Here is a 22,191-nt window from a genome sequence, read left to right on the forward strand (position 1 = left end):
CCACCCTATTAAGGATGTGAACGCCATATGAAACGAATTGCCGCAGTCATTACACTACTCATCGTAACCGTGGGCACACTCTTTTTTGCCTATGACAGTCAGAGCGAGGAGCAGCACGATGGGTTTACGGCCTATCGACTGATTGCTCATGCCATGGGCAGTATCCGTGAGCAGCCTTACACGAACGCCTATGAGGCGATGATTGCCAATTATGAGAAGGGCACACGTGTGTTTGAGATTGACTTTATGCTGACCTCGGACCGCAAAGCAGTAGCCAGACATGAATGGACCGCTAACATGAGCAAAATGCTGGGACAGGACGAGGAGTTACCCCAGGACAAACAGGCTGGGGCGCTGACACATGATGAATTCATGAATACGCCCATTCTGGGCATGTACCAACCGATGGATGCCGACGGCATTATGGATGTATTGGCCAAGTACCCGGATATGTATATCGTGACCGATACCAAAGAACAGAAGGACGAGGATATTCAGCAGGTGCTAAAATCACTCGTGGACGCAGCCAAGAAACATGACCCTTCAATTCTTAATCGGGTTGTAGTTCAGATCTATAACGAGCCAATGCTCGAAACCGTGAAAGAAATCTACGCGTTTCCTTCTATTATCTATACTCTTTACGCTACGCAGGATACTGAAGCCCAGGTGGTTGATTTTGTACAAAAGAATGACATCGATGCCGTAACCATGCCGGAATATAAAGTAAACCAGAATTTCGTTGCCAAGCTGAAGCAGGCTGGAGCCGTCACCTACGTGCATACCATTAATGACACCGATCAGGTAGCGAACTATGAGAAATGGGGCGTGTACGGTGTGTATTCGGACGTATTAACCGAGCAGGAACTGGATGAGATGAACACACGTTTTGCCTGGAAACCTTGAGTATTAAATGTTGATTCAAAGGATAGAGTGTCTCTACTTTGAGACTTTGGATCCAACTCTACTCAAGATATTGTTGTTCGAACTGGCAACAGGCGCTGACTTTAATTCTGTAGCATCACATCCCTACCATCTAAAATTACAGGCTTCTCCTGCAATTCCAGGGAAAAGTCTGTGATTTTTTGTTCCCCTTTTTATACGAACATTGACACTCACTCCCTGCTGACTTAGACTTAGTTTACAAGCTTTTTAGGATGCAGAAGAACCTCTGGAGGAATGTTCGTTGATAGACATGATTAAGCAGTGGAGACATGTATTTAAGCTAGACCCGGACCGGGAAATATCGGATGAAGCACTCGATCTGATCTGCATGTCGGGAACCGATGCCATTATTGTTGGTGGGTCATCGGGAATTACCTATGACAACACGGTGGACCTGATGTCGAGAGTACGTCGCTACGAGCTGCCCTGTGTACTTGAAGTATCCGAGCTGGAGGCAGTTGTGCCCGGTTTTGACAGATATCTGATTCCGATGGTGCTGAATGCAACGGATAGCAAATGGATGATCGGACAGCACCAGCAAGCCATCGAGCGTTACGGTTACTTGATCCCATGGGATCTGCTTATTGCAGAAGGTTATATTGTCCTCAATGCCGACTCCACTGTTGCCCGAATGACGGGAGCGGATACGGAATTAACGACGGATGCTGCGGTTGCTTACGCCCAGGCTGCGGAACGTCTGCTAAACCTGCCTATCGTATATATGGAGTACAGCGGAACGTTTGGAGATATGGAGCTGGTTGGAGAGACACACAGACAACTCACCAAGGCGCATCTTATCTACGGCGGCGGGATTGATAGTCCGGAGAAAGCTGGACAAGCTGCACAGGTAGCAGATACCGTAGTGGTTGGCAACATTGTTTACAGTGATTTGAACAAGGCGTTGGAAACGGTCCAAGCTGTGAAACAATCCGTTTAATCGGTTTAGTTTACCATTCCCCCAATTTCCCCTCTTGATCTGTTAAAATAGAACTTTGGCTTTGCTATTATAGAACAGTTTTTATAAGAATTAATTATCTTTTACACTAAAACGGAGAAGGCGGAATCGATCTGGAGAAACGAAGTGTTCGCCTTTATCACCGGATTTTCCCTTTGATAAAGGGAATCAAAAAATCTGGGGATAACGACGATCGGAAGATGTTGCTGCAATCGTAGTCCAAGTGTAACCGATAGATCAGTTATACCGACCAACCAACGAAAGGAGCATGCATGCATGCAACCTGTAAATATACATGATGCCGTTGCACGGCTTAACACCCCCCAACGGCAAGCCGTCGAGGCGACGGATGGACCGCTACTGATAATGGCCGGAGCGGGCAGTGGTAAAACCCGGGTGCTCACACACCGGATTGCCTATCTTATTGCAACACGAAAAGCACCCCCGTGGGGCATTTTGGCTATTACGTTTACGAACAAAGCAGCACGCGAGATGCAAGACCGGGTCTCCCAACTGGTTGGCGGCTCTCAGGGTCGTGACATCTGGGTATCAACGTTCCACTCCATGTGCGTGCGTATTCTGCGCCGTGATATTGAACGCATCGGCTTCACCTCCAATTTCAGCATTTTGGATTCATCTGATCAATTATCTGTCATTCGTAGTTGTATGAAAGACCAGAACATCGACACAAAGAAATTTGAACCAAAAGCCGTTCAATCGATGATGAGCACCGCGAAGAATGAATTGATCAGTCCGGAGCAATATGAGAAGCAGGCTGCTGACTATTTTGAAGGCATTGTGGCGAAGGTATATAAGATGTACCAGAAACGGCTCCGTGCAAACAACTCGCTCGATTTTGACGATCTCATCATGGCGACCATTCAACTATTCAAAGAGGTACCGGAAGTTCTTGATTTTTACCAAAAGAAATTCCAGTACATTCACGTGGATGAGTACCAGGATACCAACCGTGCGCAGTATATGCTGTGCCGTATGCTCGCTGATAGTCATCACCGCATTTGCGTCGTAGGGGATAGTGACCAATCAATCTATCGCTGGCGTGGAGCGGATATTAGCAACATCCTGAATTTTGAGAAAGACTACCCTGAAGCCAATACGATTTTGCTCGAGCAGAACTATCGTTCCACTTCGAATATCCTGAATGCAGCGAATGAGGTAATCGGCCTGAACACTGGGCGCAAACCGAAGAAACTGTGGACGGACAAAGAGGGTGGCTCAAAGATCAAGGTGTACCGTGCGGATTCCGAACATGATGAGGGGTATTTTGTAACTTCCGAGATTAGTAAAAATGTGAAGAATGGCAAATCCTATCAAAACCATGCTATTTTGTACCGTACCAATGCCCAGTCCCGGGTTATAGAGGAAATTTTGATCAAGTCTGATATTCCATATCAGATCGTTGGCGGCATCAAGTTCTATGATCGTAAAGAGATTAAGGACATTCTGGCGTATCTGCGCCTGCTTTCCAACCCTGATGATGACATCAGCCTTACCCGGATTATTAATGTACCGAAACGCAGCATTGGTGATACAACGGTCGCGAAGCTGGCAGCTGCGGCAGGAGAACGGGGGATTTCAATATACCGTGTGCTTCAGGTCGTGGATGATCTTGGTTTTGCCGGTCGAACGCGGAATGCGCTGGTGGAGTTCTATGACATGATCGCCGCGCTGCATCAGATGGTAGAGTATCTGTCTGTGACCGAATTGACCGAGAAGATTCTCGAAATGAGCCAGTACCGGCTTGAGATGCAAAATGAAAACACACTCGAATCCCGTGCACGGCTCGAGAACATTGATGAGTTCCTGTCCGTTACCATGGAATTTGAGAAAAATAATGAAGACAAAACACTCGTCTCGTTCCTCACCGATCTCGCACTGATTGCGGATATCGACAGCATGAACGATGATGAAGAGGATCAGAGTGACGCAGTTACCCTGATGACGATGCACAGTGCCAAAGGTCTGGAATTCCCTGTCGTCTTTATCGTTGGTATGGAGGAAGGAGTTTTCCCTCACAGCCGGGCCTTTATGGATAACGAGGAGCTGGAGGAAGAACGCAGACTGGCTTATGTGGGCATTACGCGTGCGGAAGAACAACTCTTCCTGTCTTGCGCGCAAATGCGGACCTTGTTCGGACGCACAACGGCGAACCCGCCATCACGCTTCCTGGATGAAATTCCGGATGAGCTAAAAGAAGATACCTCCATCGCTCGTGACCGCTACCGTCGTGGTAGCAGCGCAGGTGGATCATATGGTGGCCGTGGACTTGGTGCCAGTGGAGGGAGTAACTTTGGTGGAGCAAGCAAGTTGTTTGATCGTCAGAGCCAAAGTGGTTCTTCCGCTTCGTCAGTTACTTCCTCACGGGTTACCATGAGTACGTCGTCCAGCACATCCAGCACGTCTGCCCCGTCGTCAGCATCTAAACCGGTCGCTGCCGGAGCTGGTTCTGATGGTTTCAAAGCCGGAGATAAAGTACAACACGGCAAATGGGGAACAGGTACCATTGTTGGGGTGAAAGGCACAGGTAATGACACAGAGCTTCAGATCGCATTCCCGGCCCCGGTTGGCCTAAAACGTCTGCTTGCAGGCTTTGCTCCCATTACCAAAGTGGAATAGATATTCATGAACGAATGTAGAGCTTGCTCTAACGTTCGTTCTACATAGATCCAAATTATAATAACGGAGGGATGGCCCTTTATGGACCCGATGCACCGGATGGAGCAACTCGTTACCGAGCTGAACCAGCATAATTATCAGTATTACACGATGGATCAGCCGCAGATCAGTGATAAGGAGTATGATCTTCTGTACGATGAACTGGTTACGCTGGAACAGGAGAGTGGCATGGTTTTGCCTGATTCTCCGACACAGCGAGTAGGTGGTGAACTGCTCAAAGGCTTTACACCTCATCGCCATTTATCCTCATTGTGGAGCTTGGACAAAGCCCAGAATATAGAGCAGCTGCGAAACTGGAATACTCGTGTGCTCAAGCTGGTCAATGACTTCAACACCAAAAATCCTGACAATCCGTTGCCCGAACCTGGCTATGTGATTGAACTGAAGTTTGACGGTTTGACCCTGAATCTAACGTACACAAACGGTGAGTTGGTTCAAGCCTCTACGCGTGGAAACGGAACCGTAGGCGAGGGCATTTTGGCTCAGGTTAGAACGATTAAGTCGGTTCCCCTCAAAATCCCTTATACAGGCGGCACGATTGAAGTCCAGGGTGAAGGCATCATGAACCTGTCTGTATTGAATCGTTATAATGAAACAGCAGCAGAGCCGCTCAAAAATGCCCGGAATGCCGCAGCAGGAGCGCTGCGCAACCTGAACCCGAAGACTACCGCAGAGCGGCGGTTGAACGCGTATTTCTATAATGTAGGTTATTCGGATGATATTCAGTTTGCCAACCATCAAGAGATGATGGATTTTCTCCGTGAGAATCGATTCAAAGTTAATCCATCCATTACATATTTCCATGAGTTTGATGATGTGATGGAGCAATTGGCTGCGATACAAGAAAGTCGTGGTCAACTGGACTACCTGATCGATGGAGCTGTTATCAAAATTACAGACATGCGCACCCGTGAGGCATTGGGTTATACGGATAAATTTCCTCGTTGGGCGGTAGCGTACAAGTTCGAGGCGGAAGAGACCACGACCGTTCTGAACTCTGTTGTCTGGAATGTGGGCCGTACCGGCAAAGTGACTCCACTTGCTCGAGTTGAACCGGTTGAGCTAGCTGGGGTAACGGTACAGAACTGTACATTGAATAACGTGGGTGACATTGAGCGGAAAAATTTGAAGTTTGCCTTGGGTACACGTGTCTTTATCCGTCGTTCCAATGATGTCATTCCTGAGATCCTGGGTAAAGTGACTGAAGAGAGTGATGGCGAGGAAATCGTGTTCCCTGAGCAATGTCCGGCATGTGGATTCCCGCTGGAACAGCGTGGAGCGCATTTGTTCTGTAACAACAAGCTGGCGTGCAAACCGCAGACGGTGGCCCGGATTTCTCATTTTGCTTCCCGTGATGCAATGGACATCGAGACATTCAGCGAAAAAACGGCGATTCAGCTGTACGATGAATTGAACGTGCGTGAGCCCGCTGACCTGTATACATTGCAATTCGATGATTTGGTGAAGCTGGAGCGGTTTGGTGAAAAGAAAGCGAACAACCTTATTGCTGCCCTGGAGCAGAGTAAGGATCGTGACCTCGCTTCGTTCCTATATTCACTGGGTATTCCGAATACAGGTAAATCGACTACACGTATGCTGGCTGAACATTACCGCGACCTGCATGCCATTATGAATGCAACGACAGAGGAACTCGTTGAACTACCCGATGTTGGCGGCATTGTAGCTGAGAGCATTGTGACTTTCTTTGCAGACCCGTTCACACAGGCAGCTATAGAGAAGATGCTGAATTTGGGCGTGAAAGCCCAGGCGCCTGAGGCACCAGCAGCGATTGTGGAAGATTCCTTCTTCAGTGGCAAAACGGTCGTGCTGACTGGAACACTGCATCAACTCACGCGGGAAGAGGCAACACAACGACTGGAAGCACTTGGAGCGAAGGTAACGGGCAGTGTCTCCAAAAAGACAGACCTCGTTATTGCCGGAGAGAAGGCAGGTTCTAAACTGACCAAAGCTCATGATCTCGGCATTCCTACTATTGAGGATGAGGATGAACTTGTACGTCTTTTGAATCAAGAGGGATAGATTCTGAATGTGAGTAGGCTTTGATTAAATCGCAGCGTATATCGAATAAGTAATAGATAACTTAAAGACCCCTGTACCACGCATAAGTGGAACGGGGGTCTTTGGTTTGCACATTTATTTAAATTCAACTATATCGGCAGTAACTCCAATCAGGAACGCGCCTGAGAAGCACCAGTAAGCCATGCATCCTTGTCGTATCCTCGTTCTTCCCAGTAGCCGATATGTTCGCTGTCGATCAGTTCAATCCGATTCAGCCACTTGACGGACTTATAGGCATACATCTGGGGAATGACCAATCGTACCGGACCGCCCAGATCTGCTGGAATCGGTTTCCCATCATGCATGACAGCTACCATTATATCCTCCATCTGTGCCTGATCCATCGTTATCGCATCTGTATATACACCGTCTCCTGAGTAGAACTTGACGCTGTGTGCTTCGGGTTTTACTCCGGCTTGGGTCAATAGTTGCTTAAGAGATATGCCTTCCCAGGTGTTCTTATAAACAGACCAGCCTGTTACGCAGTGGAAGTCACTGACCTGAACGGTACGAGCAAGCTTCACAAATTGCTCCCAGTTCCATACCTGTGCGCGTTCAACAAGCCCATCAATCCGGAATGACCAGTTTGCATTGGAAAAGGAAGGTATCGGTGTTACTGTGTATACGCGAAAATGACCTTCGGCCCCGCCTCCGATGGGAGGTGAGGAAGCTGGTAGTGCTTGGGGTAAGGGCACCATGTGATTGGGATCGTTCTCCAGCATGCTATCAATACTGTTGTCTAGTTTGAGGTTTCGTCCAACCCATGATATAAAAGTAGGCCCCAAAGTCACAGCTAGCCCCACTCCTACAGCAGACCGAATAAATGCCCGCCGTGTATATACGGGTTGAGGTTTCTCTGTTTGATGGAGAGGACTCTCCTTAATGGTACGTATAGATTCGGTAGAAACGACCGCTGCTGGCGTCGTATTTTCATTAGGAGCATCAGTTGGATTCACTATATTTCTACCCTCTGCTACAACTGTCGTTGCTTTTACTGCACGGCGTGCAGGGTCTTTTAACCATCTCGTTCGCGTGATGGAGTGGTAGATAATATAAGGCAGGCCAACCCAAGTCAGCAAATCATGAACAAGAAGCGCGGCATTCGACCATCTCGGCCCAGCGAGCTTGAACTGCCATAACACAACTCCTGACAACAGCCACCCTACCAGCAGTGCAAGAACAACGATTGTATTTGCTCTCTGCCAAGGCCGATTACGAATTTGTTTCCAGTGCTTTCCGGCCAAAAGTAAGTAATATACCACAGGCGCCAGCATAGCTATCCCTACGACAATATGTAGCCACTTTAACCATACACGTCCGATCCCGAGTAACTCACGCCAGAAACCACCGACCAACATAAGGCCTGATACCGCGAGGATGACAACAATCCAGGCATTCCAGGCATGAATGGAAACGAGCTTTTTACCATAACCCTTTCGAATGTTCTTCAGCCATTGCTTCATATGCGTTCACCCCATATAGGTTATTCATCAGAGCATCTTCGATATAAATGAAGCCGATTGTGATTAGAGAGCGGGTTCTGAATTTAGTATTATTGAGTATTGTGTCAGCGCCTCCTTGTACGGGAGTATCCTATTCATTCCTTATTCTATATTATATATACCTTATTATAGAGCGTTTGGATCACTTGCATCAAAAGTGTAGGGGATGACACTTCTTATATAAAAGTATCCTCTATATGGTTATCTATTACTATTTGTTCACAAGTAGATGCGCCCATCTGTTTTAGTAAATAGAATTCATTTATCCAGTAACCCTAAGTATCTGTATGTAAATAGAGTGATCCTGCTGCATTCATATAATCTGTCGATTGATGTAGTTGAGAGCTCCTTAGTTAGAGGGATTGTGGATTATAAAGTATTTATATAAAGCTTATTAAAAAGTGCTTGCTAAATAAATTAGATCATGATATATTATTTCTTGTCGCCTCAAGCGAATGATTGTCGAAACGCTTTGAACGCTGACGAAAAAAAGAGTTGACAGTTAGTTAGTCAACATGATAAGATAAGATTCCTGTCCGGTTGACAAGCATTAACACAAACGGACAACAAGTTCCTTGAAAACTGAACAAATGGATAGTAACTTTTGATTCATAATGAATCGTCAGTTTCAAAATGAGCTTATCGCTCTTTTCAATACTTTATTGGAGAGTTTGATCCTGGCTCAGGACGAACGCTGGCGGCATGCCTAATACATGCAAGTCGAGCGGACTTGATGAGAAGCTTGCTTCTCTGATGGTTAGCGGCGGACGGGTGAGTAACACGTAGGCAACCTGCCCTCAAGCTTGGGACAACTACCGGAAACGGTAGCTAATACCGAATAGTTGTTTTCTTCTCCTGAAGAGAACTGGAAAGACGGAGCAATCTGTCACTTGGGGATGGGCCTGCGGCGCATTAGCTAGTTGGTGGGGTAACGGCTCACCAAGGCGACGATGCGTAGCCGACCTGAGAGGGTGATCGGCCACACTGGGACTGAGACACGGCCCAGACTCCTACGGGAGGCAGCAGTAGGGAATCTTCCGCAATGGGCGAAAGCCTGACGGAGCAATGCCGCGTGAGTGATGAAGGTTTTCGGATCGTAAAGCTCTGTTGCCAGGGAAGAACGCTTGGGAGAGTAACTGCTCTCAAGGTGACGGTACCTGAGAAGAAAGCCCCGGCTAACTACGTGCCAGCAGCCGCGGTAATACGTAGGGGGCAAGCGTTGTCCGGAATTATTGGGCGTAAAGCGCGCGCAGGCGGTCATTTAAGTCTGGTGTTTAATCCCGGGGCTCAACCCCGGATCGCACTGGAAACTGGGTGACTTGAGTGCAGAAGAGGAGAGTGGAATTCCACGTGTAGCGGTGAAATGCGTAGATATGTGGAGGAACACCAGTGGCGAAGGCGACTCTCTGGGCTGTAACTGACGCTGAGGCGCGAAAGCGTGGGGAGCAAACAGGATTAGATACCCTGGTAGTCCACGCCGTAAACGATGAGTGCTAGGTGTTAGGGGTTTCGATACCCTTGGTGCCGAAGTTAACACATTAAGCACTCCGCCTGGGGAGTACGGTCGCAAGACTGAAACTCAAAGGAATTGACGGGGACCCGCACAAGCAGTGGAGTATGTGGTTTAATTCGAAGCAACGCGAAGAACCTTACCAGGTCTTGACATCTGAATGACCGGTGCAGAGATGTACCTTTTCTTCGGAACATTCAAGACAGGTGGTGCATGGTTGTCGTCAGCTCGTGTCGTGAGATGTTGGGTTAAGTCCCGCAACGAGCGCAACCCTTGATCTTAGTTGCCAGCATTTCGGATGGGCACTCTAAGGTGACTGCCGGTGACAAACCGGAGGAAGGTGGGGATGACGTCAAATCATCATGCCCCTTATGACCTGGGCTACACACGTACTACAATGGCCGGTACAACGGGCTGTGAAGCCGCGAGGTGGAACGAATCCTAAAAAGCCGGTCTCAGTTCGGATTGCAGGCTGCAACTCGCCTGCATGAAGTCGGAATTGCTAGTAATCGCGGATCAGCATGCCGCGGTGAATACGTTCCCGGGTCTTGTACACACCGCCCGTCACACCACGAGAGTTTATAACACCCGAAGTCGGTGGGGTAACCGCAAGGAGCCAGCCGCCGAAGGTGGGATAGATGATTGGGGTGAAGTCGTAACAAGGTAGCCGTATCGGAAGGTGCGGCTGGATCACCTCCTTTCTATGGAGAATCGTTTCCTGTAACGGAAACATTCAAATCGCAGACTAGATCTGCAACAGCAACACAGTTACTTATCCATTTGTTCAGTTTTGATGGAATTTGAGGGGCCATAGCTCAGCTGGGAGAGCGCCTGCCTTGCAAGCAGGAGGTCAGCGGTTCGATCCCGCTTGGCTCCACCAAAGAATTTCGTCTATTTAGCTTGTTCTTTGAAAACTAGATATCGAAACGAAAATTGCGAATTAGAACATTCCTTTTAGGGATGAATGCTTGTTTGGTTCAAGTAACCGAAACAACAATCATCCTAGCTGAACTTGTGTAAGCAAGTGAAGTGTTTATAAGGTAGATTGCATTTGCTCCTTGGAGCAATTGGTTAAGCTACTAAGAGCACACGGAGGATGCCTAGGCGCTAGGAGCCGATGAAGGACGTGGCGAACAACGAAACTGCCTCGGGGAGCTGTAAGCAAGCTTTGATCCGGGGGTGTCCGAATGGGGAAACCCAGCTGGGGTAATTTCCAGTTACTCATAACTGAATACATAGGTTATGTAGAGGCATACCAGGGGAACTGAAACATCTAAGTACCTTGAGGAAGAGAAAACAATAGTGATTCCGTCAGTAGCGGCGAGCGAACGCGGAGAAGCCCAAACCAGAGAGCTTGCTCTTTGGGGTTGTGGGACATCTCACATGGAGTTACAAAGGAACCGGTTAAACGAAGAGGTCTGGAAAGGCCCGCCAAAGAAGGTAAAAGCCCTGTACTTGAAAGTCTGTTCTCTCCGAGATGTATCCCGAGTAGTGCGGGGCACGTGAAACCCCGTATGAATCCGGCAGGACCATCTGCCAAGGCTAAATACTTCCTAGCGACCGATAGTGAAGCAGTACCGTGAGGGAAAGGTGAAAAGCACCCCGGAAGGGGAGTGAAATAGAACCTGAAACCGTGTGCTTACAAAAAGTCAGAGCCCGTTTTAGGGGTGATGGCGTGCCTTTTGTAGAATGAACCGGCGAGTTACGTTCCCGTGCAAGGTTAAGGTGAAGAGCCGGAGCCGCAGCGAAAGCGAGTCTGAATAGGGCGAATTAGTACGTGGACGTAGACCCGAAACCGGGTGATCTACCCCTGTCCAGGGTGAAGGTGCGGTAACACGCACTGGAGGCCCGAACCCACGCACGTTGAAAAGTGCGGGGATGAGGTGGGGGTAGCGGAGAAATTCCAATCGAACTCGGAGATAGCTGGTTCTCCCCGAAATAGCTTTAGGGCTAGCCTCGGAAAACAGAGTCGTGGAGGTAGAGCACTGATTGGGTGCGGGGCCCGCAAGGGTTACCAAGCTCAGTCAAACTCCGAATGCCATAGACTTACTTCCGGGAGTCAGACAGTGAGTGCTAAGATCCATTGTCAAAAGGGAAACAGCCCAGACCATCAGCTAAGGTCCCCAAGTGTGTGTTAAGTGGGAAAGGATGTGGAGTTGCACAGACAACCAGGATGTTGGCTTAGAAGCAGCCACCATTGAAAGAGTGCGTAATAGCTCACTGGTCGAGTGACTCTGCGCCGAAAATGTAACGGGGCTAAACACACCACCGAAGCTATGGCTTGATGCTTTGCATCAGGGGTAGGGGAGCGTTGTATAAGGGTTGAAGGTGTACCGTAAGGAGCGCTGGACATTATACAAGTGAGAATGCCGGTATGAGTAACGAAAAGATCAGTGAGAATCTGATCCGCCGAAAGCCTAAGGGTTCCTGAGGAAGGCTCGTCCGCTCAGGGTAAGTCGGGACCTAAGGCGAGGCCGAAAGGCGTAGTCGAAGGACAACAGGTCGAAATTCCTGTACCACCGTAAGCCGTTATGAGCAATGGGGGGACGCAGCAGGGTAGTGACGCGGACTGATGGATGTCCGTCTAAGCAGTGAGGCTGATGTGTAGGCAAATCCGCACATCGTAAGGCTGGGCTGTAATGGGGAGCGAAAATTATAGTAGCGAAGGTCATGATCTCACACTGCCAAGAAAAGCCTCTAGCCAGGTGATGGTGCCCGTACCGCAAACCGACACAGGTAGGCGAGAAGAGAATTCTAAGGCGCGCGGAAGAACTCTCGTTAAGGAACTCGGCAAAATGACCCCGTAACTTCGGGAGAAGGGGTGCCCCGGTAGTGTGAATAGCACGAGGGGGCCGCAGTGAAAAGGCCCAAGCGACTGTTTAGCAAAAACACAGGTCTGTGCGAAGCCGTAAGGCGAAGTATACGGGCTGACGCCTGCCCGGTGCTGGAAGGTTAAGGGGAGCGGTTAGGAGCAATCCGAAGCTGTGAACCGAAGCCCCAGTAAACGGCGGCCGTAACTATAACGGTCCTAAGGTAGCGAAATTCCTTGTCAGGTAAATTCTGACCCGCACGAATGGCGTAACGACTTGGGCGCTGTCTCAACGAGAGATCCGGTGAAATTTTAATACCTGTGAAGATGCAGGTTACCCGCGACAAGACGGAAAGACCCCATGGAGCTTTACTGCAGCTTGATATTGAATTTGGGTACGATCTGTACAGGATAGGTGGGAGCCTTTGAAGCAGGAGCGCAAGCTTCTGTGGAGGCACCGTTGGGATACCACCCTGATCGTATCTAGGTTCTAACCTGGTACCGTAATCCGGTGCGGGGACAGTGTCAGGTGGGCAGTTTGACTGGGGCGGTCGCCTCCTAAAGAGTAACGGAGGCGCCCAAAGGTTCCCTCAGAATGGTTGGAAATCATTCGAAGAGTGCAAAGGCATAAGGGAGCTTGACTGCGAGACCTACAAGTCGAGCAGGGACGAAAGTCGGGCTTAGTGATCCGGTGGTACCGCATGGAAGGGCCATCGCTCAACGGATAAAAGCTACCCTGGGGATAACAGGCTTATCTCCCCCAAGAGTCCACATCGACGGGGAGGTTTGGCACCTCGATGTCGGCTCATCGCATCCTGGGGCTGAAGTAGGTCCCAAGGGTTGGGCTGTTCGCCCATTAAAGCGGTACGCGAGCTGGGTTCAGAACGTCGTGAGACAGTTCGGTCCCTATCTGTCGTGGGCGTAGGAAATTTGAGAGGAGCTGTCCTTAGTACGAGAGGACCGGGATGGACGTACCGCTGGTGTACCAGTTGTTCCGCCAGGAGCACCGCTGGGTAGCTATGTACGGAAGGGATAAGCGCTGAAAGCATCTAAGCGTGAAGCCCCCCTCAAGATGAGATTTCCCAGTATGTAAGACCCCTTGAAGACGACGAGGTAGATAGGCTGGGGGTGGAAGTGCAGCAATGCATGGAGCTGACCAGTACTAATCGGTCGAGGGCTTATCCAATATGCACGTTGTAAATCGCACATTTCGTTTCGGATCTAGTTTTCAGAGAATGATCTCTGAGATGTAAGCTAAGCTATGCGTTTGGTGGCGATGGCGGAGGGGTTCCACACGTACCCATCCCGAACACGACCGTTAAGCCCTCTAGCGCCGATGGTACTTGGACCGCAGGGTCCTGGGAGAGTAGGACGCCGCCAAGCAAAGAACCACTGCCGATGTTATTCGGTGGTGGTTTTTATTTGCGTTTTTTTACTATAGATCAGGTGGAACAATTATAATACACGAAAAAAATATTCCCGAGAGATGCCAGCGCATCTCTTGTTTGACTTTGTCCCGTTCCTCTGACACACTCATAAATGGATACATACATCACGTATCAGGCCATGATTTGAAAGATATCATAACTTAGAGAACGGGGTGCAGGACGATATGGAAATTCAGAAATTAACCGTTGATGATTTTGAGCCAGCGATGGCACTCTCCGAGTATGCTTTTCAAGTGGTAATGAGTGAAGAACAGACGGAGAAGCGACGGAGTCAATTTGATTCTCAGGATATATGGGGTGTATTTGAGGAAGGACAATTGGGTGCCAAACTTCACATTATTCCTTTTCAAACCTATATTCATGGGAGATCGTTCGAGATGGGCGGTATTGCGGGAGTAGCGACATGGCCAGAATATAGACGTAAAGGCTGGGTAGCTGGACTGTTGAAGCATGCGCTTGAGGAAATGAACCGTAAGAAACAAAGTATATCGTTTTTGCATCCGTTCTCTTTTGCGTTTTATCGGAGATATGGTTGGGAGACGTATGTTGAGTTTAAACGATATAAAGTGCCTACAGCTCATCTGCCTGCGAAAAAGGCAACCCCTGGAACAATTCGTCGTGGCGATCCGGGACTCAGCATATTAAAGGAAGTATACAGTTCGTATGCTGAGCGCTATAACGGAACTTTGATCCGGGATGATGCGAGATGGGAGAACTCAGTTCTCACTAATGGAGCCAGCCAGAAGGCTGTATATTATGATGAAGCTGGTAAAGCACAAGGCTATGTTTTATATGAGGTTAAGGAAAGAAAGTTTACCATTAGAGAGATCATTTACTTGAATGAAGAGGCAAGACAAGGTTTATGGACCTTTATTGCGAACCATGATTCCATGATTGAGGAAGTAACTTTACAGGCACCAGCCAGTGATATGCTTGCTTTTCAATTAGACAATCCGCGGATTCAGCAGGAAGTTATACCATTCTTTATGGCACGTATTGTGAGTGTAGAACAATTTATTTCACAGTATCCTTTTGCGAGCCCAGACTCACCAGTACAGATTAATCTCCAGGTAGAGGATGCACACGCACCATGGAATGAAGGGGTATGGCAGTTGAATGTGGCGATGAACGGTACAGCTTCGATTTGGAAAACATCTGAGCCGGCTGCTAAAGATCAAACTGTTAAAGTAGACATTCAGGCGCTCACCGCAATACTGATGGGGTATCGCAGGCCCGCAGAGATGGCTCAAATAGGTAGAATTGAAGGACCAAATGGAGCGATTAAGGCTCTGGAACAAGCGATTCCTAAACGGGAAACGTATTTACTTGATTTTTTCTGATCCTCATAGAGTAACGAATATTCTAGGATCAATTTTGTAGATTTAACTTGTATAGCAATACGTTGCTAGTGTGAGACAAATGGACTTCTCCAGCTATTTTGGAGAGGTTTTTTTGTGTCAGCCGAATATTTCGTGTAAAATCGTAAAAAATGAATAGTGCTCCCTCTTGGCAAAACCACAAAATATGCTATAATGTATATAAAGTCAAAGAAAGTCAAAGTCAACTAAAGGTTAAATACTTACGTAGCTTTCTTTCTGCAATCCGGTGGTGGGAGCCATTTTAAAGGTAGTGCACATCAGCGGATAAAAGCAATATTAAAGGACCTTCGAGCGTCCTTCGCTCTCCCGTTAAAGACCGTTGAAGATCAGTTTCGCTGTTTCCTTGATTGGTTAAATGGGTTGAGAAGGTGTACTCTGTAGGGGCGTGTGGGTCCTTATTGACTTAACGTTTCAGACAGTGGAGGATGAGTGGATGCGTAATATCTCTGATATTATCGAACAATATCTGAAGAGTATTTTGCATGAAAGTCCCGAAGGAATGGTCGAAATTCAACGTAATGATCTGGCTGACCAATTTTCATGTGTGCCTTCCCAGATCAATTATGTCATCAGCACCCGATTTACACTCGAAAAAGGTTACCTTGTAGAGAGTAAACGTGGCGGCGGCGGTTATGTTCGCATACAGCGGATTGAATTGCCGGCTCACTCGGCTCTGCATAACCATTTGCACCATAGTATTGGAGATGAGATCGGGCAGACAGCTGCCGAAGGTCTGATCTACCAACTGGAAGAAGCACGTTTCTTAAGCAAAAGGGAAGCCGGGTTGATGCGGGCAGCTGTATCGAGAGAGATTATATTGGTCAAACTTCCTTACCGGGATCAAATTCGTGCCAGAATGTTAAAGGCGATGTTAATATCTTTGCTCGGTAAATGAAAACTATCGGGATCAAGGGGGTACATCATTATGCTGTGCCAAGAATGCAACAAACGTCCGGCAACACTCCATTTCACGAAAATCGTGAACGGAGAGAAAACGGAATTCCATATTTGTGAGTCATGCGCTCGTGAAAAAGGGGAAATGATTCCGGGAACATCCAACGGATTTTCCATTCATAACTTATTGTCCGGGTTGCTTGATTTTGAGCCTACAGGCAAAAATGGCAGTGCAGGAGCAACACCTGCGCAATCCCTTCGTTGTGAAGAATGTGGGATGACCTATTCACAGTTTAGCAAAATTGGCCGCTTTGGCTGTAGCTCATGTTATAAATATTTTGACAGTCGTTTGGATCCGCTATTCAAACGGGTTCATGGTAGCACTTCCCACGTGGGTAAAGTGCCTGCACGAGCTGGTGGTCGCATCAAGGTGAAACGACAGATTGCTGATCTGAAACGGGATCTTCAGGAGAGCATAACGCAAGAGGAGTTTGAAGAAGCTGCTCAAATTCGTGATCAGATCAGGGAACTTGAAAAAGAAATAGCTCAGGAGTAAAGTTTGTGATGAGTAGGAGGGATGCGTAATGCCTAATCTTCGTTTTACAGAGAAGGCGCTCAGCGACTGGATGCGCAGTGATGCGGCTGATTCCGAAATCGTCATTAGCAGCCGGGTCCGGATCGCACGCAACCTGCAGCATTATCCGTTTCCGATGCTGGCTTCCAATGAGCAATCGGAAGAAGTGCTGAATAAGCTGAGCGAAGTACTTCAATACGATGACGTTCATGCCTTTGGAGATTTTCATACCTTGGATCTGATTGATATCGATGACCTTGACAAACGGGTGCTGGTAGAGAAACATCTGATCAGTCCTAGTCTTGCGAACGAATCCAGAAATGGTGCGGTTATTCTCAGTGAGGATGAATCTGTCAGTATTATGATTAATGAAGAGGATCATCTTCGTATCCAGTGCCTCTATCCGGGGTTCCAGGTGAAAGAAGCCTGGGAGAAAGCTTCCGCCATAGATGATGCTTTTGAAGCGCATGTGGATTATGCTTTTGATGACCGCAGAGGATATTTAACCAGCTGTCCTACGAATGTAGGTACAGGTGTAAGAGCATCTGTCATGATGCATTTGCCCGCTCTGGTGATGACACAGCAGATTGGCCGCATTTTAACGGCAGTCTCCCAAGTCGGACTGACTGTACGGGGAATTTACGGTGAAGGCAGTGAGGCGATGGGTAACCTGTTCCAGATCTCGAACCAGATCACACTGGGGCAGACGGAACAAGAAGTCATTGATAACCTGCATAGTGTTGTTTTACAGATGATTGGGCATGAGCGTACTGCTAGAGAACGGTTAATTACCGACTCTAGGCTGCGAATTACCGACAGGGTTATGCGTTCATACGGCATACTGTCCCATGCAGCCATCGTCGATTCTAAGGAAGCTGCACAGCGTCTGTCTGATGTTCGACTTGGCGTAGATCTCGGCTTGTTAGATGGCTTGTCCATAACCGTGATGAACGAGTTGAATGTGATGACACAGCCGGGCTTTTTGCAAAAAACATTTGGGGAAGACATGCGGACAGATGAGCGTGACATATATCGGGCTCAGTTGATCCGTGATACGATCAGTGCAGCCAATCAATCTTAGGTTGATCAAGAGTTGTTTATAAAGGTTTCACGCCGCATCTGCGGCTTTTATATAATAGAGCATTTCTATAAATGAATGCTGAATGATTTTATTCGCAGCATGGCTGCAAACAAAAATGATATGAAGAATACGGTGGGATCCTTTTAACAGCCCCCGTTTTATCCAAAACCATGGAGGTGCAGGAGATATGATGTTTGGAAGATTTACGGAACGGGCCCAAAAGGTGCTCGCATTGGCGCAGGAAGAAGCTGTCCGTCTTGGTCATAATAACATCGGTACAGAGCACATTTTGCTCGGCCTCATTCGTGAAGGCGAAGGCATCGCAGCCAAAGCGCTGATCGGCCTGGGACTCGGATTGGAAAAAATTCAAGATGAAGTAGAAACGCTGATTGGCCGTGGCCAAGAGCAACCTACGAACATTGCATATACGCCTCGTGCGAAAAAAGTAATTGAACTGTCTATGGATGAAGCTCGCAAATTGGGCCATACCTATGTAGGCACAGAGCATATCCTGCTCGGATTGATCCGTGAAGGCGAAGGGGTTGCGGCACGTGTGCTGAACAACCTGGGTATTAGCTTGAATAAGGCACGTCAACAAGTACTGCAATTGCTTGGCAGCAGCGAAGCTGTATCCAGTCATAACGGTACACCTGCCAATGTCAGCACACCAACACTGGACAGTCTGGCACGTGACCTTACGGCGTATGCCAGAGAGAACAACCTGGACCCAGTGATTGGACGTAGTAAAGAAATCGAACGTGTTATTCAGGTACTGAGCCGTCGTACCAAGAATAACCCGGTACTGATTGGTGAGCCAGGTGTAGGTAAAACAGCCATCGCTGAAGGACTTGCACAAAAAATTATCGCCAACGAAATTCCGGAGACTTTGCGTGACAAACGTGTCATGACATTAGATATGGGTTCGGTTGTTGCAGGTACAAAATATCGTGGTGAATTCGAAGATCGTTTGAAAAAAATTATGGATGAAATTCGTCAAGCGGGTAACATTGTCCTGTTCATCGACGAATTGCATACCCTGATTGGTGCAGGCGGAGCGGAAGGTGCAATTGATGCTTCGAACATTTTGAAACCGGCTTTGGCCCGTGGAGAATTGCAGTGCATCGGTGCAACAACACTTGATGAATACCGCAAATATATCGAGAAAGATGCTGCCCTGGAGCGCCGTTTCCAACCGATCACGGTGGATCAGCCTTCTCCAGAAGAAGCAATTCAGATTTTACACGGCTTGCGTGATCGTTACGAAGCGCATCACAGGGTGAAAATTACGGATGAAGCGATTGTGCAGGCGGTTAAACTGTCTGATCGGTACATTACAGACCGTTTCCTACCGGATAAAGCGATCGACCTGATTGATGAGGCGGGCTCCAAAGTAAGATTGAACTCTTACACGATCCCACCAAACCTCAAACAATTGGAAAGCCGTCTCGAAGATATCCGTAAGGAAAAAGACGCAGCGGTTCAAAGCCAAGAATTCGAGAAAGCAGCAGCTCTGCGTGACACGGAACAAAAAATCCGTGAAGAGCTGGATGTAACGAAGAACCAATGGAAAGAAAAACAAGGTCGCACGGATTCTGAAGTAACGCCTGAGGATATCGCGCAAGTGGTAGCCAACTGGACTGGAATTCCGGTGAACAAGCTGAAAGAAGAAGAAACACAACGCTTGATGAACCTGGAGTCTATTCTTCATGAACGTGTCATTGGCCAAGATGAGGCTGTGAAGTCTGTCAGTCGTGCAGTTCGTCGTGCTCGGGCCGGATTGAAAGATCCGAAACGTCCGATGGGTTCATTTATCTTCCTAGGTCCTACCGGGGTAGGTAAAACCGAGCTCGCTCGTGCACTTGCAGAAGCCATGTTTGGCGATGAAAATGCAGTGATCCGGATCGATATGTCAGAGTATGGTGAAAAGCATTCGACTTCCCGACTCGTCGGAGCGCCTCCGGGATATGTGGGATATGAAGAAGGTGGACAACTGACAGAGAAAGTTCGTCGCAAACCTTACTCCGTCGTCCTGCTCGATGAGATCGAGAAAGCACATCCGGAAGTATTTAATATCTTGCTGCAAGTGCTTGAGGATGGTCGTCTGACGGATTCCAAAGGTCGCGTTGTTGACTTCCGAAATACTTTGATTATTCTGACATCCAACGTGGGTGCTGAAGCGATCAAACGTAACTCTACACTCGGCTTCACAGCAGTTGTGGATGCAGGGGCGGATTATGATAACATGAAGGGTAAAGTCATGGATGAGCTGAAGAAAAGCTTCCGTCCAGAGTTCCTTAACCGGATTGATGAAATTATCGTGTTCCACTCTCTGGAACAGAAACACATTGCAGAGATTGTTACCCTCATGAGTGAGGAGCTTCGGAAACGGCTACGTGAATACGAGGTTGACTTCGAACTCACCGACAATGCCAAGGATTTCCTTGCTAAAGCCGGCTTCGATCCAGCTTATGGTGCTCGTCCGCTTCGTCGGGCGATCCAGAAGCATATCGAAGACAAATTGTCTGAAGAGTTGCTCACGGGTAATGTGACCAAAGGTGATTCGTTGCTCATCGATGAAGAGAACGGAGCATTGTCTGTAACGAAAAAAGACGTTGTTGTTCCTTCCACTGAGGAAATTGAAACGAAATAAGTGACACTTAACTTGTGAGATAACTAATGAGTCTGATATATAAAACAAAAATCCTTTCTGACTTTAGTCGGGAAGGATTTTTGTTTTTTTGTGCCAGTCAGAGCCCCAAAGCTGTTGTTTATCAGAAAACAAACATTGAACTGGCTACGAACATGTGTAAAGTTTGCGATAATCCTTTACGAAAAATCTCAAACAATGGTAAACTTTTATTAACCCTGCACGTCAGGGAGTTTAGGCAAAATTCGTCGAAAAATGCAAAATGCTGTTATAAAATAAATCCTAGGAGTGCTGAAGTGGCCAAAGTTAAAACCAAGTTTCAGTGTACGGAATGCGGCTATGAAGCCCCCAAATGGTACGGCAAATGTCCGGGTTGTCAGTCTTGGAATTCAATGGTGGAAGAAACCGAAACGGTGGTCAAAACACAAGGAAGAAATTCCCCTCTTTTTGAGAGTAAAGATAAACCACTTCCCATCATAGATATAGATAGCGGTCAGGAACCGCGTGTACAGACTGGAATTGAAGAGCTGAACCGGGTTTTGGGCGGCGGAATTGTTCCAGGATCTCTCGTTCTGGTGGGCGGAGACCCCGGAATCGGAAAATCAACGTTGATGTTGCAGACATCTCATGCATTGACTCATTCAGGTTTGCGCGTGTTATATGTCTCAGGTGAGGAATCAGTTAAGCAAACGAAATTGCGGGCTGACCGTCTAGGTGCGCTGTCTCCTGAGTTATATGTACTATGTGAGACCAATATGGAGCGGGTTGAGGAAGCGGTGGAGCAGATCCAGCCGCATTTTCTAGTCATCGACTCCATTCAGACCGTATATCTGCCAGAAGTCACCAGTGCTCCCGGCAGTGTAGCTCAGGTAAGGGAATGTACATCACGGTTCATGCGGATCGCCAAAGGGCGAGGCATTGCAACTGTACTTGTGGGGCATGTTACGAAAGAAGGTGCTATTGCCGGTCCACGTATGTTGGAGCATATGGTGGACTGTGTTCTTTATTTTGAAGGAGAGCGGCATCATACGTATCGCCTTTTACGTGCGGTGAAGAACCGTTTTGGTTCGACCAATGAAATCGGTATTTTTGAAATGGGTGAAGATGGACTTCGTGAAGTAGGTAACCCTTCTGAGCTCTTTTTGTCAGAACGTCCACTGGGTGTGGCGGGTTCTACCGTAGTTGCCAGCATGGAGGGCACACGTCCTCTACTTGTGGAATTGCAGGCATTGATTTCAACCACACATTTCCCTTCTCCTCGACGTATGGCGACAGGGGTAGATCTCCATCGATTAAATTTGATTATTGCGGTACTGGAGAAACGGATGGGCATGTTCCTGCAAACACAGGATGCTTATCTGAACGTAGCTGGTGGCGTGAGATTAGATGAGCCGGCAGTGGATTTGGCGGTTGCTGTAAGTATCGCATCTAGCTTGAGAGATGTGCCGACCAAGCCAGATGACGTCATCTTTGGGGAAATCGGTTTGACGGGTGAAGTTCGGGCCGTTTCACGGGCTGAACAACGTGTGAAAGAAGCTCAAAAATTGGGCTTCAAGCGTGTCATTTTACCAGAAAAAAGCTTAAAGGGCTGGAAACATCCTCGCGGGATACAACTGATCGGTGTGAATACCGTGGCAGATGCACTAGCGGTTGCTTTAGATTAGGGGGCATAAC

At 47.9% G+C, this 22,191-nt stretch carries 11 protein-coding genes, 1 tRNA gene and 3 rRNA genes; 14 read left to right on the plus strand and 1 reads right to left on the minus strand.

Going from position 1 to position 22,191, the window contains the following annotated elements; translation table 11 throughout:
• Positions 1-27: 27 nt before the first annotated feature.
• The 4 genes from MHB84_RS16380 to ligA all read left to right on the plus strand — a co-directional run bounded on the left by MHB84_RS16380 (position 28) and on the right by ligA (position 6,634).
• On the plus strand, positions 28-903 hold the full coding sequence (locus tag MHB84_RS16380; protein ID WP_076287672.1) for a phosphatidylinositol-specific phospholipase C/glycerophosphodiester phosphodiesterase family protein: 876 nt from the start codon (positions 28-30) through the stop codon (positions 901-903).
• A gap of 289 nt (positions 904-1,192) precedes the next feature.
• Positions 1,193-1,879: a heptaprenylglyceryl phosphate synthase gene (locus MHB84_RS16385; protein WP_445322130.1), complete on the plus strand. Its 687-nt coding sequence runs from the start codon at positions 1,193-1,195 to the stop codon at positions 1,877-1,879.
• A 294-nt stretch (positions 1,880-2,173) separates the two neighbouring features.
• The gene (gene pcrA / locus MHB84_RS16390) at positions 2,174-4,534 is read left to right on the plus strand and encodes a DNA helicase PcrA (protein WP_076287674.1); all 2,361 of its coding nucleotides are present in this window, start codon (positions 2,174-2,176) and stop codon (positions 4,532-4,534) included.
• Positions 4,535-4,615: 81 nt separating this feature from the next.
• Positions 4,616-6,634 carry an NAD-dependent DNA ligase LigA gene (gene ligA, locus MHB84_RS16395; protein ID WP_076287675.1) on the plus strand — a complete coding sequence of 673 codons (2,019 nt, stop codon included), beginning with the start codon at positions 4,616-4,618 and terminating at the stop codon, positions 6,632-6,634.
• Positions 6,635-6,783: 149 nt separating this feature from the next.
• Here ligA and MHB84_RS16400 read toward each other — a convergent pair whose 3' ends face one another.
• Complete coding sequence (locus MHB84_RS16400; RefSeq protein WP_076287676.1) at positions 6,784-8,136, minus strand: molybdopterin-dependent oxidoreductase; 1,353 nt, start codon at positions 8,134-8,136, stop codon at positions 6,784-6,786.
• A gap of 698 nt (positions 8,137-8,834) precedes the next feature.
• Between MHB84_RS16400 and MHB84_RS16405 the strand changes: the two genes are divergently transcribed.
• The 10 genes from MHB84_RS16405 to radA all read left to right on the plus strand — a co-directional run bounded on the left by MHB84_RS16405 (position 8,835) and on the right by radA (position 22,181).
• A 16S ribosomal RNA gene (locus tag MHB84_RS16405) occupies positions 8,835-10,386 on the plus strand.
• Between the two features lie 103 nt (positions 10,387-10,489).
• Positions 10,490-10,565 (plus strand) — tRNA-Ala (locus tag MHB84_RS16410).
• A gap of 189 nt (positions 10,566-10,754) precedes the next feature.
• Positions 10,755-13,680: ribosomal RNA gene (locus MHB84_RS16415) — 23S ribosomal RNA — on the plus strand.
• 80 nt (positions 13,681-13,760) lie between these two features.
• A 5S ribosomal RNA gene (rrf, locus tag MHB84_RS16420) occupies positions 13,761-13,877 on the plus strand.
• The 16S, 23S and 5S rRNA genes sit together here with 1 tRNA gene alongside, the layout of an rRNA operon.
• Before the next feature lie 229 nt (positions 13,878-14,106).
• Complete coding sequence (locus MHB84_RS16425; RefSeq protein WP_076292147.1) at positions 14,107-15,282, plus strand: GNAT family N-acetyltransferase; 1,176 nt, start codon at positions 14,107-14,109, stop codon at positions 15,280-15,282.
• Positions 15,283-15,754: 472 nt separating this feature from the next.
• Positions 15,755-16,216, plus strand: a complete 462-nt coding sequence (locus MHB84_RS16430) for a CtsR family transcriptional regulator (protein WP_024633618.1) — start codon at positions 15,755-15,757, stop codon at positions 16,214-16,216.
• Between the two features lie 30 nt (positions 16,217-16,246).
• Positions 16,247-16,771 (plus strand): UvrB/UvrC motif-containing protein, encoded by a 525-nt coding sequence (locus tag MHB84_RS16435; RefSeq protein ID WP_076292148.1) that lies wholly within the window; start codon positions 16,247-16,249, stop codon positions 16,769-16,771.
• 28 nt (positions 16,772-16,799) lie between these two features.
• Positions 16,800-17,870 (plus strand): protein arginine kinase, encoded by a 1,071-nt coding sequence (locus MHB84_RS16440; protein WP_053779232.1) that lies wholly within the window; start codon positions 16,800-16,802, stop codon positions 17,868-17,870.
• Between the two features lie 187 nt (positions 17,871-18,057).
• Entirely contained in the window at positions 18,058-20,520 is a 2,463-nt protein-coding gene (locus tag MHB84_RS16445) for an ATP-dependent Clp protease ATP-binding subunit (RefSeq protein WP_076292149.1), read from the plus strand.
• A 293-nt stretch (positions 20,521-20,813) separates the two neighbouring features.
• Positions 20,814-22,181: a DNA repair protein RadA gene (gene radA, locus MHB84_RS16450; protein ID WP_063567409.1), complete on the plus strand. Its 1,368-nt coding sequence runs from the start codon at positions 20,814-20,816 to the stop codon at positions 22,179-22,181.
• The last annotated feature ends 10 nt before the right edge of the window (positions 22,182-22,191 follow it).

It is taken from the genome of Paenibacillus sp. FSL F4-0087, from assembly GCF_038020215.1.
Classification (GTDB): domain Bacteria; phylum Bacillota; class Bacilli; order Paenibacillales; family Paenibacillaceae; genus Paenibacillus; species Paenibacillus taichungensis.

Coding starts and splice junctions, on each gene's coding strand:
- MHB84_RS16380 (WP_076287672.1), top strand. CDS start 28: ATGAAACGAATTGCCGCAGTCATTACACTACTCATCGTAACCGTGGGC.
- MHB84_RS16385 (WP_445322130.1), top strand. CDS start 1,193: ATGATTAAGCAGTGGAGACATGTATTTAAGCTAGACCCGGACCGGGAA.
- pcrA (WP_076287674.1), top strand. CDS start 2,174: ATGCAACCTGTAAATATACATGATGCCGTTGCACGGCTTAACACCCCC.
- ligA (WP_076287675.1), top strand. CDS start 4,616: ATGGACCCGATGCACCGGATGGAGCAACTCGTTACCGAGCTGAACCAG.
- MHB84_RS16400 (WP_076287676.1), bottom strand. CDS start 8,136: ATGAAGCAATGGCTGAAGAACATTCGAAAGGGTTATGGTAAAAAGCTC.
- MHB84_RS16425 (WP_076292147.1), top strand. CDS start 14,107: ATGGAAATTCAGAAATTAACCGTTGATGATTTTGAGCCAGCGATGGCA.
- MHB84_RS16430 (WP_024633618.1), top strand. CDS start 15,755: ATGCGTAATATCTCTGATATTATCGAACAATATCTGAAGAGTATTTTG.
- MHB84_RS16435 (WP_076292148.1), top strand. CDS start 16,247: ATGCTGTGCCAAGAATGCAACAAACGTCCGGCAACACTCCATTTCACG.
- MHB84_RS16440 (WP_053779232.1), top strand. CDS start 16,800: ATGCCTAATCTTCGTTTTACAGAGAAGGCGCTCAGCGACTGGATGCGC.
- MHB84_RS16445 (WP_076292149.1), top strand. CDS start 18,058: ATGATGTTTGGAAGATTTACGGAACGGGCCCAAAAGGTGCTCGCATTG.